The organism is Streptomyces sp. NPDC088923, assembly GCF_044749745.1.
Lineage (GTDB): Bacteria > Actinomycetota > Actinomycetes > Streptomycetales > Streptomycetaceae > Streptomyces.
In genome coordinates, this window is the sequence record NZ_JBIVIO010000004.1 from 349,180 (window position 1) to 371,714 (window position 22,535).

Here is a 22,535-nt window from a genome sequence, read left to right on the forward strand (position 1 = left end):
GGGCCGTCCGGGGCCTGCTGTTCAGGGGCTCACGCGGGGACCCGGGGCGGCGGCGCGCAGGGTCCCCCCGCTCGCGCGGGGCGCGCCCGGACTCAGCCGAGTGCGAACTTCTGCGCCGCGCTGCCGTTGCAGTCCCAGATCTGAAGACGCGTGCCGTTCGCGGTCGCCCCGTTGGGAGAGTCGAGGCAGCGCCCGGACTGCGGGTTGCGCAGCGAGCCGTCGGCCTGCTGCTGCCAGACCTGGCCGCCCGCGCCGCCGCAGTCCCACAGCTGGACCTGCGTGCCGTTCGCCGTGCCGTTGCCCGTGATGTCGAGGCAGCGGCCGAGCGTGTGCAGCCGTCCGTCCGTGCTCAGCGCCCAGTGCTGGTCGGCCGCGTACGACTGGCAGTCCCACAGCTGTACGGCGCTGCCGTTCGCCCCGCTGTCGTCGGCGGCCACGTCGGCGCACTTGCCGCCGGGTCCCTTGACGGGGGCGCCGCCGTTGACGGCGAACTTCTGCGCCGCCGCGCCGTTGCAGTCCCAGATCCGCAGCCGCGTGCCGTTGGCCGTGGACCCGTTGGGCGAGTCGAGGCAGCGCCCGGACCGCGGGTTGCGCAGCGAGCCGTCCGCCTGCTGGACCCATTTCTGCCCGCCGGCGCCATTGCAGTCCCACAGCTCGACCTCGGTGCCGTTCGCCGTCCCGTTGCCATTGATGTCGAGGCAGCGGCCGAGCGTCGCGAGCGAGCCGTCCGCGCGGTGCTCCCAGTGCTGGTCCTCCGCGTAGGACTGGCAGTTCCACAGCTGTACGGCGGTGCCGTTCGTGCCGGTGTCGTTCGCCGCGACGTCCACGCACTGCCCGCCGGGACCCGTGATCGTGCCCTGCGGGCCGTTCGGGACGTTCGTCTGGCCGCGGTAGCCGACCGAGACGATGTTCGCCTGCACGGCGTTCTCGGTCGCGTCGCCGGGGTAGCCGGCGACCATCGCGCCCTCGAACCACGTGCCCATGTTCCGGTTGCTGTTGTCGCCCCCGGTCGCGAGGATGATGCCGCCCTCCTGCTTCATGGGCCGGTACCCCTCGCGTGTCGGCAGCGGCCCGTCCCACCACGTGGTGAGGCCGCCCGCGGTGGAATCACCGCCCTTGAGCGCGTACTTGGTCCGCCCGTCGTTCTTCAGGACCGCGGTGACGTACGGGGTCGGGTTCCCCTTGTTGGCGGTGTTCGAGCCGTTGTCGCCCTGGAACATGCCGTTCTCCAGGTCGGCCTCGACCCAGGGGCCGCTGCCCGAGCACGGCGCGAAATAGCACGTCGTGGCGATGGACACGGCGTCCATGTGCCCGTTGCCCGTATCGGCGGGGGTGGACTCCGCGTTCCCGTAGTCGAAGCAGCAGTCCGAGCCGACGTGCGTGCCGCTCGCGACCATGTACACGCCTTCGGGCTGCCCGTTCACCGCCGTCCCCGAGGCCGCGCCGTGCGAGCGGTAGCCCACACCGGGCGTGCCCCAGATCCCGTACACCTTGTGGCCGCCCGCCGTCACCGCGATCTCGCTCGCGTCCGCGCCCCGGTCGGCGCCGCCCGCGGTCCCCGCGGGGCCCACGAAGAGGTCGTTGTGGCGTGTGGTCTGGTCGTAGATCCTCGTGATCGAGCAGGAGGTGTTCGCGCAGAAGGCGTCGTGGTGGGCCGCGTCCGCGTACCCGCCCGCCGCGAGCGTCCCTACGTCGCTCGTGGCACGGTCCGAGGCCCGGGTGAGCTGGTAGAGCGGCCCGTTGTACGAGGAGAAGAGCGCACGGGTCGTGCTGTGCGCGGCGACGCACGGGGTGCCGCCCGCCGCGTACAGGTCGCAGGGCAGGGAACCGGCGGCCTGCGCGGGCGCCGGGAGGGCGAGCAGCGCCCCGAGCAGGAGCCCGAGGGCGCCGAGGACCGAGGCCACCGCGCGACGCGCGCGCCGCGGGACGGCCTCGGGTGAGGAGGGACGGGACGGAGAAGTACGGGGTCTGGCGCGCATGGGCGCTCCCGGAGAGGAAGAAGGACGAACACGCCGATGGGGGCGGCGAGTTCGCTGAGCCGTCTGGCTGACCGGGAACGTAGGACCGCTGAGTGGTTCCGTCAATATTTGTTGCTTTCTTTGATTCAAGCTTGGTGTTCTTGTCTGAATCTGTTGGATTACTCGGGGGTGCCGCCTCGTCGGGCCGCCTCCGGCTCACGCGGCCCGACATCTCCCGCCGCTTCGCCGCGTGCCCCACCCAGTCGCCGCGCGTGCCCCCCTTCGCCGGGTGTCCCGCCGTCCCGCCGTGCCGGTCTGTTGCTCCGTCCGGCCCTCCACGTTCGCGCCCGTCACACCCCCGCGAGACCCTGAGCCGCCCTCCCGCCTCCCCGGAAGCAAGGGAACGTCATGGCCCGCCCGCTCTCGCCCGCCTCCGTCCCCCGGGCCGACCCCAGCGCCTCCCGTCGCCTCCTCTCCGGCACCATCGCCGCGCTCGCCTGCCTCCTCTACGGCTATTGCAGCGGCGTCGTCGCGGGCGCCCAGCTCTACGTCAGCCGCGATTTCTCCCTCGGCACCACCGCACAGGGCGCCGTCGTCTCCGTCTTCCTCCTCGGCGCCGCCGCGGGCGCCCTCGGCGCGGGCCGCGTCAGCGACCGCTACGGCCGCCGGCCCGCCCTCCTCCTGAGCGCCCTCCTCTTCGGCGCCGGCCTGGCCCTCGCCGCCTTCGCGCCCGGACTGCCGCTCCTGCTCGTCGGCCGCGTCGTGCAGGGCCTCGCCGCGGGGCTCGCCTCCGCCGTCGTCCCCGTCTACCTCTCCGAGATCTCCACCGACCGCGCCCGAGGCCGCATGGGCACGCTCAACCAGTTCATGGTCACCGTCGGCCTGCTCGTCTCGTACCTCGTCGCGCTCGCCTACTCCTCCGGCGGCGAGTGGCGCTGGATGTTCGGCGCCGGGCTCGCCGGCGTGGCGGTGTTCCTGCTCGCCCTGCCGCTCCTGCCCGAATCCCCCGTCTGGCGACAGCGGGGCGAGGAGGCGGCGCGGAAGCTCCCCGGGCCGCGCGCCGCGCTGCGCGTCCTCACCTCACGCGGCGTACGGCCCGCGCTCCTCGTCGGTCTGGGACTCTGCCTGCTCCAGCAGTTCTGCGGGATCAACGCGGTCCTCTACTTCGCGCCCACGATCATCCGCTCCACCGGGCTCGGCGCCTCGAACGCGATCCTCTACTCGGTGTACATCGGCGCCCTCAACGTCGTCATGACGATCCTCGCCGTCGAACTCGTCGACCGCTGGGGCCGCCGCCCGCTCATGCTGCTCTCCGTCGGGCTCATGTTCGTCGCGCTCGTACCGCTCGGCGTGAGCTTCATGTGGGACGTACCCGCGCACAGTCTCGTCGCGCTCCTGTGCCTGCTCGGATACGTGGCCGCCTTCGCGATCGGCCTCGGCCCGGTCGTGTGGCTCCTGCTCGCCGAGATCTTCCCGCCGGAGCAGCGGGCGCTCGGGACCGCCGTGTGCACGACGGTCAACTGGCTCGCCAACTTCGTCGTCAACCAGTTCTTCCTGACCCTCGTCGGCGCGCTCGGCCAGGGCGAGACCTTCTGGCTCTTCGCCGGGGTCTGCCTCCTCGGCCTCGGCTTCGTGTGGCACCGGCTGCCCGAGACCAGGGGCCGCGACGATGCCGCCGTCGCGGCGGAACTCGGGACGGGAACCGTCCGCTGACCGCCGCCCGCGGACCTCCGCGGCTCAGGCGGCCGTCACGACCTCCGCGCGCAGGGCCGCCGACCACTCGGCGAGCAGCGCCTCGTACACCCCGCGCCGCTCCTCGGCGAGCCGCCCGCCCGCGCACCACAGGGCACGGATCTCCGCGTTGACCACGGCGGCGGGACGGGGTGGCAGCACGGCGGGGGAGACCGTGTCGAGTACGGCGGCGGGGCGGGGCGGAGTGACAGGACGGGACGTCTGAGCCATGGTCCCCACCGTAGGCGGCGCCACTGACAACGGCGCTACGCCGATGTGAACACCTCGGCCACCCCGCGCCCCCCGTTCAGCCCCCTGCCACGGGCGGGCAGGCCCTTCCCAAGCGCCTCTCCTCACGCCCGTGTTACTTCGGTGTATCCACTCACCACCTGATTTCAACAAAGTGTTGACGCGCTCGTGGGGAAGGTCTTAGCTGTCCGCAGCCGTACCGCAGCACGACCGCACCAGGACCCGGGAGGTCCCCGTGACGCTCAGCCGGTTCAACGCACTCCCCGCACCCGAGGCCCGCGCCGCTCTGCGCGAGGTCTGCTCCGGCGAGGCCTGGGCGACCGCGGTGCTCGCCGGACGGCCGTACGAGAACGCCGCCGCGCTCCACGCGGCGAGCGACGCGGCGACGGCCGCCCTGGAGGGCCCCGACCTCGACGAGGCCCTCGCCGGGCACCCGCCCATCGGCCGCCCGGGCGACGCCACCTCGGCGCGCGAGCAGAGCGCGGTGGCCGAGGCCCCCGAGGAACTGCGCGCCCGGGTACGGGCGCTCACGCTCGCGTACCAGGAGAAGTTCGGGCACGTCTTCCTCATCCGCGCCACCGGCCGCACCGCGGGCGACATCCTCGCGGCCCTGGAGGAACGGCTCGGCAACACGCCCGCCACCGAGCGCGCCCGGGCCCGTACCGAACTCGCCGCCATCCACCGCATCCGCCTCGACCGCCTCTTCCCCGCCCCCCCTTGGCCCGCCGCACCCACCACCGTCTCCACGCACGTCCTCGACACGAGCGCGGGCCGCCCCGCGGCCGCCGTGCCCGTCACCCTCGCGGCCCGCTCCGGCGAGAAGGCCCCGTGGACCGTCGTCGGCTCCTCACAGACCGATGCGGACGGGCGCTGCCGCGACCTGCCGGCACCTCCGCCCGGCACCACGGAGGTCCGTCTGGAGTTCACCACGGCGGGTCACGTCCCGGCCGCCTCCTTCTTCCCCGAGGTCGGCCTCGTGTTCCGCGTGACCCCCGGCGAGCACCACCACGTGCCCCTGCTGCTCAGCCCGTACGGATACTCCGCATACCGAGGGAGCTAGGTGCCATGCCGAAGACCGGTAACGAAGCCGCCGCCACCGTCCCCGAGGCGTCCTCCTCCGCGCCCGTCCCCGAAGCCCCCGCCCCCGCCGTCTCCGTGCTCGGGCAGAACCAGTACGGCAAGGCCGAGGTCCGCGTCGTGCGGGTCGTGCGCGAGGGCGAGGTCCACCACTTGCGGGACCTCAACGTCTCGATCGCCCTCTCCGGCGCCCTGGACGACGTGCACCTGACCGGCTCGAACGCCAACTGCCTGCCCACCGACACGATGAAGAACACCGTCTACGTCTTCGCGAAGGAACACGGGATCGCCTCGCCCGAAGACTTCGCCACCCGCCTCGCACGCCACTTCGTCACGACGCAGCCGAGCATCCACCGGGCCCGGGTCCGCGCCGAGGAGTACGCCTGGGACCGCCTCACGGACCCCGCCGAGGGCCCCGCGCACTCCTTCGCCCGGCGCGGCGGCGAGATCCGCCTCGCCGAGGTCGCGTACGAGGACGGGCGCTGGCAGGTCATATCCGGGCTCAAGGGCCTCACCGTCCTCAACACGACGGACTCCGAGTTCCACGGTTTCGCCAGGGACCCGTACACGACCCTCCCGGAGACCCGCGACCGCATCCTCGCCACCGAGGTCTCCGGCCGCTGGCGCCACACCTGGACCGAGGACACCGGGACGGCGCCCGACTGGGACACCTCCTACCGCGAGATCCGCGCCCACCTCCTCGCCGCCTTCGCCGGCACGTACTCGCTCTCCCTCCAGCAGACGATGCACCGCATGGGCAGCCGGATCATCGAGCACCGCCCCGAGATCGCCGAGGTGCGCTTCTCGCTGCCCAACAAACACCACTTCCTCGTCGACCTCACCCCTTTCGGCCTCGGCAACGACGACGAGGTCTACTACGCGGCCGACCGCCCCTACGGCCTCATCGAGGCGACGATCCTGCGCGCCGGCCACGAGGCCCGCATACCCCTCGACCACAGCAACCTCTGAGCCGTACCGCCCGCTCGCCAAGGAAGCGCACCGTGACCCCACCACCCGTCCCGCAGGGGCGCGTCGTCATCGAGAACGCCGCCCTCGCCACCGTCGACGCCGAGGGCACCGAGTACAGCTCGGGCCACCTCGTCGTGCACGGCGACCGCATCGAGTCCCTCGGCCCGGGACCCGCCCCCGACGACCTCGCCGACGTCCGCCGCCGCGTCGACGGCACGGGGCACCTCCTCACCCCCGGACTCGTCAACACCCACCACCACTTCTACCAGTGGCTCACCCGTGGCCTCGCCACGGACCACAAGCTCTTCGACTGGCTCGTCGCCCTCTACCCGACGTGGGCGCGCATCGACGAGCCCATGGTCCGCGCCGCCGCGCGCGCCTCGCTCGCGATGATGGCGCGCGGCGGCGTGACCTGTGCGATGGACCACCACTACATCTACCCGCGCGGCGCGGGCGACCTCTCCGGGGCCCTCGTCGGAGCGGCCCTCGACCTCGGCGTGCGCTTCACCCTCGCGCGCGGCTCGATGGACCGGGGCACCTCGGACGGCGGACTCCCGCCCGACTTCGCCGTCGAGGCCCTGGACGAAGCCCTCGCCGCGACCGAGGAGACCGTCGACCGCTTCCACGACACCGCGTTCGGCGCGATGACCCACGTCGCTGTCGCCCCCTGCTCCCCGTTCTCCGTCTCCACGGAACTCATGCGGCAGGGAGCGGAGTTGGCGCGCCGCAAGGGGGTGCGGCTGCACACGCACGGCTCGGAGACCCGTGAAGAGGCCGACTTCTGCCGCGAGTTGTTCGGAATGGGCCCCACCGACTACTTCGCCTCCACCGGCTGGCTCGGCGACGACGTGTGGATGGCGCACTGCGTCCACATGGAGGACGCGGACATCGCCGCCTTCGCCCGCTCCGGCACCGCGGTCGCGCACTGCCCCTCCTCCAACGCCCGCCTCGCCGCCGGGATCGCCCGCGTCCCCGACCTGCTCGCCGCCGGAGTGCCCGTCGGCCTCGGCGTGGACGGCACGGCGTCGAACGAGTCCGGCGAACTCCACACCGAACTGCGTAACGCCGTCCTCGTCGCCCGCCTCGGCCCGCACCGCGAATCCGCCCTCACCGCACGGCAGTCGCTGCGCCTCGCGACGGCCGGGGGCGCCCGCGTCCTCGGCCGTCAGGACGAGATCGGCTCCCTGGAGCCCGGCAAGCTCGCCGACCTCGTGCTGTGGCGCCTGGACACCCTCGCCCACTCCACGATCGCCGACCCCGTCGCCGCCCTCGTCCTCGGCGCCCCCGCTCCCGTGACGCTCTCGCTCGTCGGCGGCCGCCCCGTCGTCGAGCACGGCCGTCTCGTCCACGCCGACGAGGAGCTCGTGGCACGGGAGGCGCGCGAGGAGGCGGAGCGGCTGGCGGCGTTGATGGGGTGAACTCCCGGGGGAGGGGGTGATGCGGGGTGGGAGCGGGGCGGGGGAGCGGTGGCGGCCAGGCGGTGGCGAGGGCGAGCGGTGGCGGCCAGGCGATGGCGAGGGCGAGCGGTGGCGGCCAGGCTGTGGCGAGGCGAGGCGAGGCGAGCGGTGGCGGCGGGAGGCGAGGGCGAGCGGTGGAGGGGGCTTGACGCACCCGGCCCCTCGCGCTCCGCGCCGCCGCGCCCTCGCCCCGAGTCAGTCCGCACGCGCGAGCGCCCGCGCCACCTCCTCCGCCACCTCGTGCACCTGCCCGCGAGGCTGCGTCGCGAGGGTGCCCGGGTTCCGCGTCCACCGGTCCTCCAGCGCGAACCAGTCCACCGCCACCGGCTTCCGCCCCTCCTTGAGCGCCGCCGACAGTTCGTCGATGTACGTGCTCCAGCGCAGCCGGTACAGCCCGCCCACCAGACCCGACCACTCCCGGTTCGCGTAGTCGCGCAGCCCCGCGTCGGCCCCCTGTCGCGTCCCCCACGTCGTCAGCAACGACAGCGCGTCGTACTGGAGTTGGTTCTTCTCCCGGGCGCTTCCGCCCCAGGCCCGCGCCGCTTCGACCCACCGCCCGAGCAGGTGGTTCTCGTCCGTCGCGACGAGCTGTTCGAGGAGGTCGATCAGCGCGATCCAGCGTCGCCCGAGCCGCGCGAACTCGTCCCGGTTCCCCGCCTTGTAGGCGGCGGCCAGGCGTGGCAGCAGTGTCCGGCTCCGATTGGCGAGCGCCTGCCGCGCCACGTCGAGCAGGTCTCGGCGGTACGTCGCGGAATCGCGCAACTCGACGCGTACCGCCAGAAGTTCATCGAGCGCGGGCTCGAAGGACGCGGCCGGGTAGCGCAGCGCCTTGGGCGACCATTTGCCCGCCGAGACCGCGTCGACCGCGGGCCGCGCCTCGAAGAGCCCGTCGGCGGGCTCCGACCAGCGGTCGTCGCGGCGCGTCCCGTACACCGTCGTCCGCAGGATGTCCCACGCGGCCTCCGCGTGCGTGTCGCTGCCCCCGTACCGCACCCGCGCGTACTCACGGAACCAATCGGTCAGGTCAACAGGCTCTTCAGTCCACGGGAGTTCGGCGAACAGCTCGAAGGCGGCCGGGTTGTTGTCGGCGGCCTCCGGCATGAGCGCGATGCCGGAGAGCCGGCTGCCCGAGCGGTCCCGCCAGCGGGGGTAGAGGTCCACCCAGTCGCGCGTGTTGGCGCCGAGCGCGGTGTGGCCGCCGAAGTTCCAGATCGAGCCGAAGGCGTACGGCGTGCCCTGCCAGTCGCTCTCGCGGTCGTTCACCTCGGGGAAGCGGTCGCTGAGTCCGTCCACGACGAGCATCGCCTCACGGTCCGCGGCGGCGACGACCTCCTTCGGCGGGTTCTTCTGCCAGCCGAGGATGACCCACAGCGCGTCGGGCCGCGCCGCGCGCAGCGCCCGCTGCACCCCGCGCGTCGCGTCCCCCACCGGTACGCCCCCGGCGCTGCCGCCCTCGTGCAGGAGATCCATCTTGTAGAGCGTGGCGCGCCCGTACAGCTCCTCCTGGATCTCGTAGAACGCTGCCGCGACCTCGGCGAAGAGGTCGGTACGCGGGTCGAGCCAGTCGGGACGTGCGAAGCCCATCCACTTGCCCTGCGGAACGGTTTCCGCCCCCGGATTGCGGTCGGCGAAACCGGCCGGGACGGTGCCGAAGTAGCCGGGAAGCACGGGGGACATGCCGAGTTCGCGCAGCCGCCCCACGATCCGGGCGCCGAGCGCCGCGCGCTGCTCGATCAGCCGCGCCGTGACGGGCTCGGGGAACGAGGAGAGGTTCTGGAGCAGCCACCACGGCTGGTGGGCGGGCCCGGGAATCCACGCGCGCACCTCGGCGTCGCTGTATCCGTACCGCCGGAAGAGCCGCTGGTAGACGGCGTCGGCGCCCGCGTACACGAGCACCTCGTTGAAGCCGTGCAGGGCGAGGAGGTCGATCTCGCGTTCCCAGTAGGCCCAGTCGTGGTACGGGCCCGTGTAGCCGTCGTTCGTGTCGTTGAGCACGAAGCGATGCGGCGTGTCGGCGCGCCCCTCGAGCCGGCCGCCCACCGGCGCGGGCGCCCGCTCGGGCAGCCCGGCGCGGCTGCCCGCCCAGGTGAACTGCGCGAGACCCGCCTGCTTGAGGTACCGCCGCAGTCCCGCGAGCTGGGTCGCCGGGTTCGTTCCCGCGATCGTGATCTGCCCCGCCCGGCCGCTGACGACGAAGCGGTCCCGGCCCGCGGCGTCCTTGGCGAGGGAAGTGAAGAGGAACTGGTCCGCGTGGGCGCCGAGGAGGCGACGCGCCGCCGCCGCGGCGGGATCGGAGGGGGCGGGTGGGGCGAGGGGGACGGGTGCGGAGAGGGGCGCTTGGGCGCTCGCCGAGCCGCTCCCGGCGACGGCGGCGATTCCGGGCGCGCTCGCGAGCAGTCCCAGGAAGGTGCGGCGGTCCCACGGCATACGGCGACTCCTCGGCTCGACGGCGTTGTCCCCCGCGAGGAGTACCCGTCCGCATGCCCGTCGCCCACCCGTACCCGCCGTGTCGGCCGGATGGGACACACGAACGGCCCGGAATCACCGTCCGTCCGAGGGAGTGTCAGAATCCGAGCGCGGCAGGGTGGGTGGAAAGCACGCGCACCCGCTCGCGGGCATCGGGGACGAGCCGCCGCTCCCGCAGATCGAGGATGCCGGCCACTCCCGTGACCTCGGCGGCGACGACCCCGTCGATTCGTGTGATCGTCTGCTCGACGCGGAACGTCTTCCCGCCGCTCCACAGGAACGCGCACCCGACCGTCACCTCGTCCCCGGCCCGCAGCTCCCGCAGGTACCGGATCGTCGTCTCCAGCACGACGGGGCCGATCCCCGCCTCCGCGAGGTCCCCCTGCGTGATCCCCGCCGCGAGGAACAACTCCCACCGCGCGTGCTCCGCGTACTGGAGGTACACGCTCTGATTGAGGTGCCCCTGCACATCGGTCTCATAGCCCCGTACCCGCACGGAGACACTGAACTGCTGCTCGGACATCGCGCACTCCCGACCTCGGGTCCTCGGTTTGGCCGCCGCTCATTCTGGTACGGGATGACCGCACCCCGCACCAGGCTGTGCCACCGAACGCGCCGCGAGCGCCGGACGAGGGGATCACGGAGGTGAGTGAGCACACACTCACCCGCAGGACTTTCACGCATCGTCACCACTCTTTGGAGTGGCGGCTTTTACGAGTTCGGCGAAGTTATCCACAGATGCCGGTGGAGGGCGGCGGGGGCTTGCGAAGTGCGGGAGACTTGTATTGGGGTCGCCCCCCGGGCGGGAGGGGGCTGTTCACCGGTCGGAAGCTGCTACGGGGGCGGGAGCAGGGGCGGAAGCGGAAGCGGCAGCGGGGCAGCCAGGGGCCGCAAGAAGGGTGTCCTGCCGGGGTGGGAGTCGGGGCAGCCAGGGGTGGCAAGGGGTGGCAAGGGGGTGTCCTCCCGGGGCGGGGCCGGGGCAGCCAGACCCGCAAGGGGGGTGTCTTGCCAGGTCGGGGCCGGGGCGCCCAGGGCCCGCGAGGGGGTGTCCCGCCGGTTGGGGAGGGCGGCCCCGGCAGGGCCAGGCGAGGGCTCCCTGCGGGCGTGGGCTCCCTGCGGGCGGAGTCGCTCTGCGGGCGGTGCTGCTCAGCCCGGCAGGCGCTGTGGCTCGGTGAGGGGGCGGGTTTCCCACCGGGCAGTGCTTCTCGCCTCGGTCGGCGCAGCCCTTGCGGCGGGGCGGGGCGCGGCGGGGCGGCGCGGGTCGCTGGTCGGGCGGCGCCTCCCACCGGGCGGTGCTTCTCGGCGGCTCGGCCCTCTCGCCCTTACCCCGGGCGACGCTGCTCAACGGCAGGACCTTTTCACCAGCCCGGTTGCCCAGCTGCCGCGCCCGCCCCCGTGCGGAGAGAGCTGCCCCCACGCGCACGACCCGCCTATCGCCGTGGCGGCGAGGCGATCACCACCCGCCGCCCGCGCCGGTCCCCGTGCTCACTCACCTGCCACCCCGCCGCCTCCAGCGCCCCCGCGCAAAGCGCCAGCTCCCGGTCGGCCCCGGCCTCCGTCCCGGCGGGCTCGGCCACCCGCACCTCCACCGCCTCCGGCTGCGGGGACTCGCGGACCACGTATCCGCCCCGCCCGGCGAGGCCCGGCACGTGACCCGCCGCCTCCAGGGCGAGCGCCGCCGCCCGGACGAGGTGCGCGCGTTCCCAGGCGCAGGGGCGGGCCGTGTCGCCGTCCGCCCTCGTCATCCGGCGCAGTTCCAGCAGCCCCTGCCACGCCGCGCGCACTTCGCGGGCGCGCGCGGCGGGGTCGGCGGGCGGCTCGCTCTCCTCCCCGGTACGTGCCGCGAAGACGCCGTCCGCCGCCGGGCGGGGCGCGAGTCCGGTCTCCTCGGACGCGGGCGGTTCGGGGGGCGCTGTACGGGCGCGTTGGCCGGCCGGGGTCAGGAAGCAATCGTGTGGCGGGCGCGGATGGCGGAAGGCGAACCCCAGCTTCACGAGGCGGTCGAGCACTGCCGCGGACCCGCGCAACCGCCCCGTCACCGGTTCCGCCGCCCCGATCACCCGCCGCTGTGCCGCCGTCAGCTCCCGCGCCATCGCGCCGCCCCTTCTCCCGTACGCCGTCACCGGTCCCCGCCGTCGATAGTGCCGCACCCCACCGACACCGGCCGCGCACGGCCGTACGGAAGGACCCCGACCCGTACGCGGCAACTCTCGCCCGACCGCCCTCCGGCCCTTCGTGCCCCGGTACACGATCGACTTCGCCGGCCTCGATACCCGGCACCCCACCCCGGGGCGACGGAATCGGCGGGCCTTCCTCGCCCCCGGGCTCGCGACCACGTACGCGACCGCACGCGGCGGGACCGGCCGAGTGGTGACCCGCGCCCGCGCGCGGCGCGGTCCGCGTCCGGGCCGCCGCGTCAGGCCACCGTCCCCGCCCACTCCCGCAGCCGCTCCCAGTGCGGCTCGCGGAGCCCGGTGCGCGGGTCGACACGCAGCAGCAGCGCGTGCGGTCCGTGCGCCTCGGCGACGTACCGCGCGTCGAGATCGGTGACCATGTCGTCGATCCACGCGAAGGGCCGTCCGGCCGCCCAGGCGACGACGTACCGCGTCTTCCAGTACAGCCCCTCGGGGTCGGTCTCGAAGAGCCGCGGCCAGTCGATGACGGGAAGCGGTTCGTCGATTCCGATGGCCGGGGCGATCATCTCGTTCGCTTCGTGCGCCCACGTCGTCGCCCACACGGGGGTGTACGGGAGCGCGAGCAGCCGCGGTCCGTCCGCCGCCCGCAACCGCACCCGCAGGCCGCGCCGCAGGGCTCGTGAGCCCTCCGCGTACCGTGCCGACCACACCGAGGGCCACATCCGGTGGCTCGCGTACCCGTACCGCCGTGCCCACCGGGCCCGGTACGGGTTCAGCGGCCCGTCCACGTCGATCAGCAGCAGCGGCCGCCCGTCACCTTGGCTCTCGCTCATACGGAGGACATACCCGCCGGGTGCCCCGGACACGTCCGGCGGCCGGGCCGGCGTACGCGTGTGTCGCCGTCCACCGGCGCCTCGCGGCGGGCCAGGCCGGTCGGCCGGGACCGGCCGCTACCGGGAGACGCGTCACCGCCCTCCGCGTCCGTTTCGCGCGCGGAGGGCGGTGACGCGGATCGTGCCGCGACCGTGCCGCGTCAACAGGCCCCGTCCGCCAGCTCCCAGGAGCCCGTGCCCGTCTGCCGCAGCGTGTGGGTGACGAAGACGTTGTACAGGCCCATGTTCTGGTTGCCGCCGTTCGTGTAGGCGTAGCCGCCGCTCACGTGGGCGCGGCCCGCCGCCACGTGGGCGTAGTTGCTCGCCGTGACGCACGTGGCGGGGGTGCCGCCACCCGTCGTGCTCGCGGTCACGGGCGCCGAACGCGCGCCCTCCTTACCGGTGTTGTCGACCGCCGCGACCGTCCAGGTGTACGAAGTCCCCGCCGTCAGGGCCGAGTCGGTGAAGCTCGTCCCGCTCGGCGTGCCCACCCGGCTGCCGCCCCGGTAGACGAGGTACGAGGTCGCTCCCGCGACCGCGGACCAGCTCAGCGGCACCGAAGTCGCCGTCGCCGTACCGGCCTTGAGGTTGACCGGGGCGGGCAGTCCGTCCCCCTCGCCCGGCTCTTCCGGTCCCGTGCCCGCCCCGTCGAGGCCCCAGAAGTGGGCCGTGTAGTAACTGGAGCAGATCGTGTCGAGGAAGTACGCGGCGCTCTTGCCGCACTGCTCCTCGCCCGTGCCCGGGTCGACCGCGAGTCCGTGGCCCATGCCCGAGATCTGGTACAGCTGCACGGCCGGCTCGCCGCTCGCGTCGTTGTAGCTGGTCAGCGTGGTGCTGCCGGGAAGGGTGCTGGTCGACGAGGGGGTCTGCGAGAGGCCCCAGACGTTCGTCCACTGGTCCCGCAGCTCGGTGGCGTTGACCGGGTAGACCGTGTAGTCCGACGTGCCCTGCCAGATCGCGACGCGCGGCCACGGACCCGCGTACCCCGGGTTCTGCGCGCGCACCTTGTCGCCCCACTGCGCGGGCGTCAGGTTCAGGCTCCCGTACTGACAACTCGACGCGCCCACCTGGCTCGTGGCGCACTGCGCGGGCAGTCCCGAGTCGATCGCTCCGCCCGCGAACACGTCCGGGTAGGCGGCGAGCAGGTTCGCGGTCATGCCGCCGCCCGCCGACAGACCCGTCACGTACACACGCGAGCGGTCGGAGCCGTAGAGCTGCGCGGCCTTGTCCACCATGCTCACGACCGACGCCACCTCGCCCTTGCCGCGTCCGGTGTCGGCCGGGTCGAACCAGGTGAAGCAGGAGAGCGAGTTGTTCGCCGCACTCGTCTGCGGGAAGACGACCGCGAACTTGTAGCGGTCGGCCATCGTCGTCCAGCCGGAGTTGGCGTAGTAGTCGTTCGCCGACTGGGCGCAGCCGTGCATCGCGACGACGACCGGGGCGTCCTGGGGCAGGCCGTCGGGTACGTACGTGTACATCGCGAGATTGCCGGGGTTGGAACCGAAACCGGTGACCTGCGTCAGCCCGCTCGCGGCCGAGGCCGGGGGCGAGAGCACGAAGGTGCCGGCGGTCGCCGCGAGCAGCGCGGAGACGAGGAGACGGCCGAGCCGTCGGAGCAGGGGTGGGCGCACGGGGGATACCTCCGGGACGTGCGGGTGCGGGTGCCGGCCGGTGGGCCCGGCCTTCGCTGCGCGAGGCTAGGACCGCGCACCGAGCCCGCCCTATGGCGAGCCGGGCCACACCGGGCGCCCGAAGATGTGGTCCCGCCCCCTTGCCCGTCCGCCGCGCGCCCGCCGCCCGGCCGGCCGGGAACCGGGCTCCGCCGGGGGAACCGGTCCCCGGCCGGTACGGGCACCGCCGGTACGGGCCCCGCGATCCCGTACTGGCCCGCGATCCCATGCGGAGCCGCCGCGATCTCGTACGGGCCCGCCCCGATCCCGTACGGCCCCCGTCCCGCCCCTGGACCCGCATGGCCCACCCCACCACCCCGTCCCGGGGGATTGTGTGGAGCGGCCACATGTCCGCCCCCCGCGCGCGATTCCTACGGTGACGCCCATGGAGACCACTTCGCGCCCCGCCGCGGGCCCCCGTACGGATGCGGCCCCGCAGCCGCGGACCGCCCGCCTCGATGGCAGGACCGCGCTCGTCACGGGCGCGGCGAGCGGGATCGGGCGAGCCTGCGCGCTGGCCCTCGCACGGGCCGGGGCGGGTGTCCTCGTGGTGGACGTCGAGGCGGCGGGGGCCGAGAAGGTCGCGGCCGAGACCGGGGGCACCGCGATCGTCGCCGACCTCTCGGACCCCGCCCAGGTCGACGCGCTCCCCGACCACGCCGACATCGTCGTCAACAATGCCGGACTCCAACACGTCGCCCCCGTCCACGAGTTCCCCGCCGAGCGCTTCGCCCTGCTCCAGCGCGTCATGCTGGAGGCCCCCTTCCGCATCCTGCGCCGCACGCTGCCGGGGATGTACGAGCGCGGCTGGGGCCGGGTCGTCAACATCTCCTCCGTGCACGGATTGCGCGCGAGCCTCTACAAGTCCGCGTACGTCGCCGCGAAGCACGGCCTGGAGGGGCTGAGCAAGGTCGTCGCCCTGGAGGGCGCCCCGCACGGGGTGACGAGCAACTGCGTCTGCCCCGGCTACGTCCGCACTCCCCTCGTCGAAGGCCAACTCGCCGAGCAGGCGCGGCGGCACGGCGTTCCCGAGGACGAGGTCCTCGACAAGGTCCTCCTCGAACACAGCGCCATCAAGCGGCTCGTCGAGCCCGAGGAGGTCGCGGCGGCGGTCCTGTGGCTGTGCGGCCCGCACGCGGGCTCCCTCACGGGCACCTCACTGCCGATGGACGGGGGCTGGACCGCGACGTGAGCCGGCCCCGGCGGTAACGGAAGCGTAAAGATCCCTGGTCGGTGGTGTCCAGCGGGGTGACCGCCGCCCCCGGCGCTGGCAGGGTGAGCCCCCGGCGAGGCGCCCGGGGCGCAGGGAGAACGGACGCGAAACACTGACATGACCACGCCACCATCACCCGCACCCGCATCCGCCGCCCCCCACCTGCGTCACCTCCTCGAACTCCTCGCCACGGACGCCACCGAGGACGATTTCAAGGCCGTCGAGGAGCGGGCGCGGATTGCCGGGGTCCCCCCGGCCGACCTCGCGGAGACCGGCCGGGCCGTCGCCTCCGCGCTCCGTGTCCGCGCCCTGCTCCGTACCCACCGCCGCCGCGAACGCGAGCTGACCGCGCTCTTCGACACCGCGACCGACCTCGCCGCGACCCGCGACCTCGACGCGGTGCTCCAGGCGATCGTGCGCCGCGCCCGCCGCCTCCTCGGCACCGACACCGCCTACCTCACGCTCCCCGACGAGGAGGCCGGCGACACGTACATGCGGGTCACGGACGGCTCCGTCTCGGAGGTCTTCCAGCACCTCCGGCTCGACCTCGGTGAAGGGCTCGGCGGGCTCGTCGCCCAGACCGCCCGTCCCTACGCCTCGCCCGACTACCGCACCGACGAGCGCTTCCGGCACACGCACAACATCAACGCCGGTGTCTTCGACGAGGGCCTCGTCGCGATCCTCGGTGTCCCGCTCCTGCTCGGCTCCGTCCACGGCGGCGACCGCAAGGTCATCGGCGTGCTCTTCGCCGCCGACCGCACCCCGCGCGCCTTCGCCCCCGAGGAGGTCGCGCTCCTCTCCTCGCTCGCCGCACACGCCGCCATCGCCATCGACACGGCGCGCGCCCTCGACGACACCCGCGCGGCCCTCGCCGAACTCGGCCGCGCCAACGAGGTCGTACGAGCCCACGCCGCCGCCGTGCAGCGCGCCGAGGAGGCGCACGACCGGCTCACCGACCTCGTGCTGCGCGGCGGTAACGTCCGCGAGGTAGCGGCCGCGGTGGCCGGGCTCCTCGCGGGCACTCTGAGCGTCCACGACCCCGGCGGCCGGCCGCTCGCGGCCGTGCGCCACGACGGCGGGCCCGTCGCGGCCGACTCGATGGACGCGCGCTGGCTCGTCGCCGCCGCCGACGAGTCCCGTACCGCGAAGCGCGCGGTGCCGCGCGGCGGGCGCTGGATCTGCGCGGTGCTCGCCGGGCAGGAACTCCTCGCCATCATGGTCCTGCACCGCGGCGCGCCCCTGGAGGACGCCGACCGCCGCCTCTTCGAGCGCGCGGGCGTCGTCACCGGGCTGCTCATGCTGCTGCGCCGCACGGTCGCCGAGACCGAGAACCGGGTGCGCGGCGAGCTGGTCAACGACCTCCTCACCGACGCGGGCCGCAACCCCGGGCTGCTCACCGAGCGCGGGCACCGCCTCGGCATCGACCTCGATCGCCCGCACCTCGTCCTCGTCGCCGACACCGTCCCCGAGGCGCGCGACCGGCTCGGCTCCGCCGCCGTGCGCCACCTCTTCGGCTCCCCTCCCGGCAGCGCCAGCGCCGAGCACGCGGGCGCCGTCGTCCTCCTCGTCCCCGCGGGCACCGAGGGCCGGCCCGCGGCCGGGGACCGGCCGCCCGGCGAGGCGGCGCGCGCCGCCGCGATCCAGTTGGGGCACCTCACCGGCGCTCCCGTCACCGTCGCCGCGGCCGGCCCCGTCGCGGGCCCCGCGCGACTCGCCACCGCGCACGCCGAGGCCGTCCGCTGCCTGCGCGCCCTGCACGTGCTCGGCCGCGCGGGCGGTGGCGCCTCGGCCGCCGAACTCGGCTTCCTCGGCGTGCTGCTGGGTGACGACAAGGACCTCGACGGCTTCGTCGAGAAGACCCTCGGCCCCCTCCTCGCCTACGACGCCCAGCGCGCCACCGAACTCGTCCGCACCCTGCGCGCCTACTTCGGCGCGGGCGGCAGCCTGGTCCGCGCCAAGGAGACCCTGCACGTCCACGTCAACACGGTCGTCCAGCGCCTCGAACGGGTGGAAGCGCTCCTCGGCCCCGACTGGAACACCCCGGAACACGCGCTGGAGCTGCAACTCGCGCTGACTCTCGTGCAGTTGCGGGAGGGGTGACTGCGGCGAAGAGGGAGGGGCGACGCGGCGGGGACGGGGCGGCGCTACGGGGGGCGGGGCGGCGCCACGGGGCGGGGCGGCGCCCCCACGCGGAAGCGCCGCCCCGTCCCCGTACCCGCCGTGCCGCCCCCGGCTCAGCCCCTCCCCGCCGCGTCGAGCAGCAGTCCCGCGATCCTCGCCGCCCCCACCTCGCCCGTCAGCAGCGTGTAGTGGTTCGTGCCGGGGGCCGGTTCCGCGGTGACGCACGTGGCGGCGAGCGCGGCCTCGGCGAGACGCCGCTCGTCGTACAGACCCTGCGGCTCGTCCATGAGTCCGCGCTCGGCCCACAACAACGTCGCGGGTGACGGCAGGCGCCGCACGGCGGCGAGCACCTCCGGATCGAAGAGCCCCACGCCGTCGGCGCGGACCGCCTCCAGGCGGCACGAGGACCGCAACTCCGGTTCCCGGCCCGTGAGATCACGCTGGATGTACGCGTCGACCTCCGCCGACCACTGCTCCGCGAACGCCGGGTGGACCTGCCAGAACTCGCGGTAGGCCGCCCGGTCGGGGAAGGTCATCGAGAGCCGGTCCATCGCCGGGCCGATGACGGCTGTCATCAGCTCGTCGGGCGAGAGGTGCGTGGGCGCGGGGAAGCCCACGCCGCCGTCCACGAGCAGCAGTTCCCCGAAGGACTCCGGGTGCCGCACGGCGGCGAGCGCGGCGACGAACGCGCCCATCGAGTGCCCGGCGAGCACCGGCCGTTCGAGGCCGAGCGCCGCCACGAGCGCGGCGGCGTCGTCCGCGTGCGCCGCGATGCCCCACGGTCCCGGCAGGTCCGCGCTGCCCGCGCGCCCGCGCAGATCGGGCGCGAGGAGCGCGGCGCGCCCCGCGAGGTGCCGCGCGACCGTGCCCCATGAGAGGCCGTTCGCCGTGATGCCGTGCAGGGCGAGGACGGTCGGCGCGTCCGGCTCGCGCGCGGGCCAGTGCAGGACCGCCAGTTCGCCACCGCTGACCGGCACCCGCACCTCCTCGAAGGGCAGCGGGGAAGTGCCGAGGTCCGTCGTGCTCACGCGTCTTGCCTTTCGGTGGGGGCCGCGGCAGCGGCCGGGCTGTCGCCGCCGGGGGTACGGGAACGGGACCGCGCCGCGCGGACGCGTCCCGGGAGCGCCGCGAGCCCGCCGGGCAGCACGTTGACGACGATCACGAAGAGTACGCCGAGAAGGAAGAGCGGCTGGCTCAGCGGGACCCGCAGCACCGAGGGGAGGTCCGCGACGGCCGCCGAGTTCGCGAGGTCGCCGAGCCGGTGGTCCGCCCACGTGTAGAGGATGCCGCCGAGCATCGGCCCCCACCGCGTGCCCGAGCCGCCGAGCACGACCATCACGAGGAGCGAGAGGGTGAACTCCGACGTGGTCGTGGCCGGGGTCGAACCGCCCGTGAGCAGGAGGTGCACGATGCCGCCGAGCGCGGCGAGCGTGCCCGCGACGACGAAGGCGACGAGCTTGAACCCGTACGGGCGCAGGCCGAGCACCTCCACCCGCCGCTCGTTCTCCTTGATGCCCTCCCACACGCGGCCCGTGGGGGAGTGGGTCGTCCAGTGCACGACCGCGAGGCACAGCACGAGGAAGGCGAGCGCGATCCAGTACAGGTTCGCGGTGTTGCCGATCCCCACGAGCGAGGCGGGCAGCGCGTCCCCGGGCGCCGAGATGCCCTCCTCGCCGCCTGCGAAGCCGCCCGGGTCGCGCGCGACGAGCAGCGAGGCCGCCTGCGCGAACGCGAGCGTCACCATCGAGAAGCCGATGCCCGTCACGCGCAGGCTCACCGCGCCGAAGAGCAGCGCGGCGGCGATCCCGAAGACCAGGCCGAGGACCGCGGCGAGCCAGAACGGCAGGCCCGCCTCGCGCAGGAAGGTGTTGGTCGCGTAGCTGCCCGCCGCGAAGTACAGCGCGTGCCCGAAGGAGAGCAGCCCCGTACGCCCGAGCAGCAGGTCGTAACCCGTCGCGAGACCGCCGAACAGGAGGCACAGCGCCAGGAGTTGAAGGCTCCCCGCACTGCCCACCGGCCCGTCGAGCAGACCCGGGATCTCCACAGTGCCGTAGGGCAGCGCGAAGAGGACGACGAGTACGACGGCCGGCCACCAGCGCAGGAGCCGCCGCCGCGGGTCCGGTGCGCCCGCCTGCCCGGCGAGTTCGGTCCGTGTCCCTGTGATGGTGCTCACGCGAGCCTCCCCGTCAGTCCGCGCGGGCGCAGCAGCAGGAGCGCGGCGAGCAGGACGACGACGGCGAGGTCGCCGAGTCCCGCGGTGGTGTAGTAGTTGGCGAACTGCTGGACGAGGCCGATGACGACCGAGGCGACGGCGGCGCCGCTCACGGAGCCCATGCCGCCCGTCACGACAACGACGAACGCGAAGATGAGCAGCGAGGTGCCCTGGCGCGGGTCGACGGAGCCGAAGTAGAGGCCGCCGAGCGCCCCACCGAGCGCGGCGGCGGCGCCGCCGATCGCGAAGACCAGCGTGAACGCCTTGCGCACGTCGATGCCGAGCGCGGTGACCATCGCGCGGTCCTCGACCCCGGCGCGTACGACGAGCCCGTGCCGGGTGCGGTCCAGGAAGAGCTTCAGCGCGGCCCACACCACGACGGCCGCGGCGATGAGCACGAGCCGGTTCACCGGCACGCGCGCGCCGAGCAGTCCGAAGGTGTCGCCGAGCGCCTCGGGCCCGGGGAACTTGTGCGCGTCCGAGCCCCAGATGCCCGCGAGCAGCGCGGGCACGGCGAGCGAGATCCCCACGGTGGCGAGGACTTGCTCACGAGGACGCGTGTACAGGGGCCGTACGACGAGGAGTTCGACGAGCACCGCCGCCAACGTGCCCACACAGACGCCGAAGACGACCGCGAGCACGAAGCCGAGACCGCCCGGACCGGCCCCCGGCAGGTGCCCGGACGCGGCCCACCACGTGCTGTACGCGCCGATCGAGAGCAGCGCCCCGTGCGCGAAGTTGAGCACGTCCATGAGCCCGAAGATGAGCGAGAGCCCGGACGCGACGAGGAAGTAGAGCGCGCCGAGACCGAGTCCGGTCAGGACGAGCAGGACGACGGTGGACATCAGGCACCCGCTTCCTTCTGCGCGGCCGGGGCTTCGGCGGTGGCGGAGGTGGACCCGGCGGGGGTGCGGGCCCGTCCCACCCCGAGCAGTCGTCTGGTCGCCTCCGGGTCGCTCAACAACTCATCCGCCGGGCCCTGGCGGACGGTGCGGCCGTCCGCCAGGACCGTGCAGCGCGTTGCGAGCCTGCGTACCATCGCGAGGTTCTGCTCCACGAGCAGCACAGGCACCGTCTCGGCCGCCCGCTCCAGGACACGCGTCACCTCGGTGACGACCTTCGGGGCGAGCCCCTTCGTCGGCTCGTCGGCGATGACGAGCCTGTTCCCGTTGAGCAGCGTCCGCCCGATCGCGAGCATCTGCTGCTGACCTCCCGAGAGCGTGCCCGCCAACTGCTTCTCCCTGTTCTTGAGTTCGGGGAACAGCTCGTGCACCCGCGTGTAGTCCGGTGTGCCGCCCGCGCGTTCGGCGAGCCGTAGGTTCTCGGCGACCGTGAGCGAGGCGAACACGCCCCGGTCCTCCGGCGCGTAGCCGATCCCGCGCCGCACGAGCGCGTGCGTCGCGAGCCCCACCGTCTCCGCGCCGTCGAACACGACGCTTCCCGTGCGCGGTACGAGGCCGAGCACGCCCCGTACCGTCGTCGTCTTGCCCGCCCCGTTGCGCCCGAGCAGCGCGGTCACGCCCGAGGCGGCCACGTCGAGGTCGACGCCGTGCAGGATGTGCCGCCCGCCGATGAGGACCCGCAGCCCCCGCACGGCGAGCAGGGGTGTCGTGGTGTTCACAACGCCTCCCCGAGATAGGCCTGTTGCACGGTCTCGTCGGCGATCACCGCGTCCGGCGCGTCGAGTGCGAGGAGCCGGCCGTGGTGCATGACGGCGAGCCGGTCCGCGAGGCCGAGCAGGACGTCCATGTGGTGCTCGACCATGAGGACCGTGCGGCCCTCGTCGCGATGGAGCGAGCGGATCAGCTCGGTGAGCGCGGGCACCTCCTCGGCGCTCACCCCCGCCATCGGCTCGTCGAGCAGCATGAGCCGGGGCTCGGCGACGAGCAGCACCGCGAGTTCGAGCTTCCGCTTCTCGCCGTGCGAGAGCGCCGAGGCGAGCGCGTCGGCGCGGTGCGCGAGGCCCGTGCGCCCCAGCACGTCGGCGACCTTCTCGCGGTACGCGGCCGCCCTGCGCCACACGCGGTACGAGCCGCCCGCGGCGGCCTGCGCCGCCAGCCGCACGTGCTCGGCGACCGTCATCGCCGGCCACAGGCTCGACGTTTGGAAGGTCCGCCCGAGGCCGCGCCGCGCCCGTGCGTGCGGGGCCGCGCGTGTGAGGTCCTCGCCGTCGAGCAGGACCCGCCCGCAGGTGGCGGGCACGAGCCCGCTCACGAGGTTGAACAGGGACGTCTTCCCGGCTCCGTTGGGCCCGATGAAGGCGAGGAACTCGCCCTCGCGGACCTCCAGGGAGACGTCTTCGAGTATCCGGGCCCCGCCGACCGTCCAGCCCACGTCTTCGAGCGAGAGGACGGGCGGGGCCAACGGGCGCGCCTCGCGCACCGCTTGTGTCGTGCTCACCGGGG

General features: G+C 74.0%; 18 protein-coding genes. 6 read left to right on the forward strand and 12 right to left on the reverse strand.

What is annotated here, in order from left to right:
- Nucleotides 1-92 precede the first annotated feature (92 nt).
- On the reverse strand, nt 93-1,979 hold the full coding sequence (locus tag ACIP4O_RS19520; RefSeq protein ID WP_401575941.1) for an arabinofuranosidase catalytic domain-containing protein: 1,887 nt from the start codon (nt 1,977-1,979) through the stop codon (nt 93-95).
- A gap of 387 nt (nt 1,980-2,366) precedes the next feature.
- Here ACIP4O_RS19520 and ACIP4O_RS19525 point away from each other — a divergent pair, with 387 nt between their 5' ends.
- Nucleotides 2,367-3,671, forward strand: a complete 1,305-nt coding sequence (locus ACIP4O_RS19525; RefSeq protein ID WP_401575943.1) for an MFS transporter — start codon at nt 2,367-2,369, stop codon at nt 3,669-3,671.
- 24 nt (nt 3,672-3,695) lie between these two features.
- Here ACIP4O_RS19525 and ACIP4O_RS19530 read toward each other — a convergent pair whose 3' ends face one another.
- The gene (locus ACIP4O_RS19530) at nt 3,696-3,920 is read right to left on the reverse strand and encodes a hypothetical protein (RefSeq protein WP_401575945.1); all 225 of its coding nucleotides are present in this window, start codon (nt 3,918-3,920) and stop codon (nt 3,696-3,698) included.
- A 253-nt stretch (nt 3,921-4,173) separates the two neighbouring features.
- Between ACIP4O_RS19530 and uraD the strand changes: the two genes are divergently transcribed.
- Genes uraD through ACIP4O_RS19545 form a run of 3 tightly spaced genes read left to right on the forward strand, consistent with a single transcriptional unit; the run spans nt 4,174 to nt 7,402 of the window.
- Nucleotides 4,174-4,998 carry a 2-oxo-4-hydroxy-4-carboxy-5-ureidoimidazoline decarboxylase gene (gene uraD / locus ACIP4O_RS19535; RefSeq protein ID WP_401575947.1) on the forward strand — a complete coding sequence of 275 codons (825 nt, stop codon included), beginning with the start codon at nt 4,174-4,176 and terminating at the stop codon, nt 4,996-4,998.
- Nucleotides 4,999-5,003: 5 nt separating this feature from the next.
- Nucleotides 5,004-5,984 carry a factor-independent urate hydroxylase gene (gene pucL, locus ACIP4O_RS19540; RefSeq protein ID WP_401575949.1) on the forward strand — a complete coding sequence of 327 codons (981 nt, stop codon included), beginning with the start codon at nt 5,004-5,006 and terminating at the stop codon, nt 5,982-5,984.
- A gap of 32 nt (nt 5,985-6,016) precedes the next feature.
- Nucleotides 6,017-7,402, forward strand: coding sequence for an 8-oxoguanine deaminase (locus ACIP4O_RS19545; RefSeq protein WP_401575951.1), 1,386 nt, complete (start codon nt 6,017-6,019; stop codon nt 7,400-7,402).
- A 234-nt stretch (nt 7,403-7,636) separates the two neighbouring features.
- On the opposite strand, the gene ACIP4O_RS19550 is transcribed toward ACIP4O_RS19545, so the two are convergent.
- The 5 genes from ACIP4O_RS19550 to ACIP4O_RS19570 form a co-directional block, all read right to left on the reverse strand.
- A complete protein-coding gene (locus ACIP4O_RS19550; protein ID WP_401575953.1) occupies nt 7,637-9,868 on the reverse strand; it encodes an alpha-N-acetylglucosaminidase in 2,232 nt (743 codons plus the stop codon).
- Nucleotides 9,869-10,004: 136 nt separating this feature from the next.
- On the reverse strand, nt 10,005-10,430 hold the full coding sequence (locus ACIP4O_RS19555; protein ID WP_401575955.1) for an acyl-CoA thioesterase: 426 nt from the start codon (nt 10,428-10,430) through the stop codon (nt 10,005-10,007).
- Between the two features lie 907 nt (nt 10,431-11,337).
- A complete protein-coding gene (locus ACIP4O_RS19560; RefSeq protein ID WP_401575957.1) occupies nt 11,338-12,000 on the reverse strand; it encodes a hypothetical protein in 663 nt (220 codons plus the stop codon).
- Nucleotides 12,001-12,323: 323 nt separating this feature from the next.
- A complete protein-coding gene (locus ACIP4O_RS19565; protein WP_401575959.1) occupies nt 12,324-12,875 on the reverse strand; it encodes a hypothetical protein in 552 nt (183 codons plus the stop codon).
- A gap of 200 nt (nt 12,876-13,075) precedes the next feature.
- Nucleotides 13,076-14,545, reverse strand: a complete 1,470-nt coding sequence (locus ACIP4O_RS19570; protein ID WP_401575961.1) for a PHB depolymerase family esterase — start codon at nt 14,543-14,545, stop codon at nt 13,076-13,078.
- A 424-nt stretch (nt 14,546-14,969) separates the two neighbouring features.
- On the opposite strand from ACIP4O_RS19570, the gene ACIP4O_RS19575 reads away from it, so the two are divergent.
- Together ACIP4O_RS19575 and ACIP4O_RS19580 are read left to right on the forward strand one after the other, a co-directional pair.
- On the forward strand, nt 14,970-15,776 hold the full coding sequence (locus tag ACIP4O_RS19575; protein ID WP_401575963.1) for a 3-hydroxybutyrate dehydrogenase: 807 nt from the start codon (nt 14,970-14,972) through the stop codon (nt 15,774-15,776).
- Between the two features lie 138 nt (nt 15,777-15,914).
- On the forward strand, nt 15,915-17,897 hold the full coding sequence (locus tag ACIP4O_RS19580; RefSeq protein WP_401575965.1) for a helix-turn-helix domain-containing protein: 1,983 nt from the start codon (nt 15,915-15,917) through the stop codon (nt 17,895-17,897).
- A gap of 134 nt (nt 17,898-18,031) precedes the next feature.
- Here the strand turns inward: ACIP4O_RS19580 and ACIP4O_RS19585 are convergent, their stop codons facing one another.
- Genes ACIP4O_RS19585 through ACIP4O_RS19605 form a run of 5 tightly spaced genes read right to left on the reverse strand, consistent with a single transcriptional unit; the run spans nt 18,032 to nt 22,530 of the window.
- Nucleotides 18,032-18,946: an alpha/beta hydrolase gene (locus tag ACIP4O_RS19585; RefSeq protein WP_401575967.1), complete on the reverse strand. Its 915-nt coding sequence runs from the start codon at nt 18,944-18,946 to the stop codon at nt 18,032-18,034.
- Nucleotides 18,943-20,091: a branched-chain amino acid ABC transporter permease gene (locus ACIP4O_RS19590; protein ID WP_401575969.1), complete on the reverse strand. Its 1,149-nt coding sequence runs from the start codon at nt 20,089-20,091 to the stop codon at nt 18,943-18,945. Before ACIP4O_RS19590 ends, ACIP4O_RS19585 begins: the two co-directional genes overlap by 4 nt.
- Nucleotides 20,088-20,975, reverse strand: a complete 888-nt coding sequence (locus ACIP4O_RS19595; protein ID WP_401575971.1) for a branched-chain amino acid ABC transporter permease — start codon at nt 20,973-20,975, stop codon at nt 20,088-20,090. The genes ACIP4O_RS19590 and ACIP4O_RS19595 overlap by 4 nt, the downstream gene beginning before the upstream one ends.
- On the reverse strand, nt 20,975-21,751 hold the full coding sequence (locus tag ACIP4O_RS19600; RefSeq protein ID WP_401575973.1) for an ABC transporter ATP-binding protein: 777 nt from the start codon (nt 21,749-21,751) through the stop codon (nt 20,975-20,977). The genes ACIP4O_RS19595 and ACIP4O_RS19600 overlap by 1 nt, the downstream gene beginning before the upstream one ends.
- Nucleotides 21,748-22,530, reverse strand: a complete 783-nt coding sequence (locus ACIP4O_RS19605) for an ABC transporter ATP-binding protein (RefSeq protein ID WP_401575975.1) — start codon at nt 22,528-22,530, stop codon at nt 21,748-21,750. The genes ACIP4O_RS19600 and ACIP4O_RS19605 overlap by 4 nt, the downstream gene beginning before the upstream one ends.
- Nucleotides 22,531-22,535 lie beyond the last annotated feature (5 nt).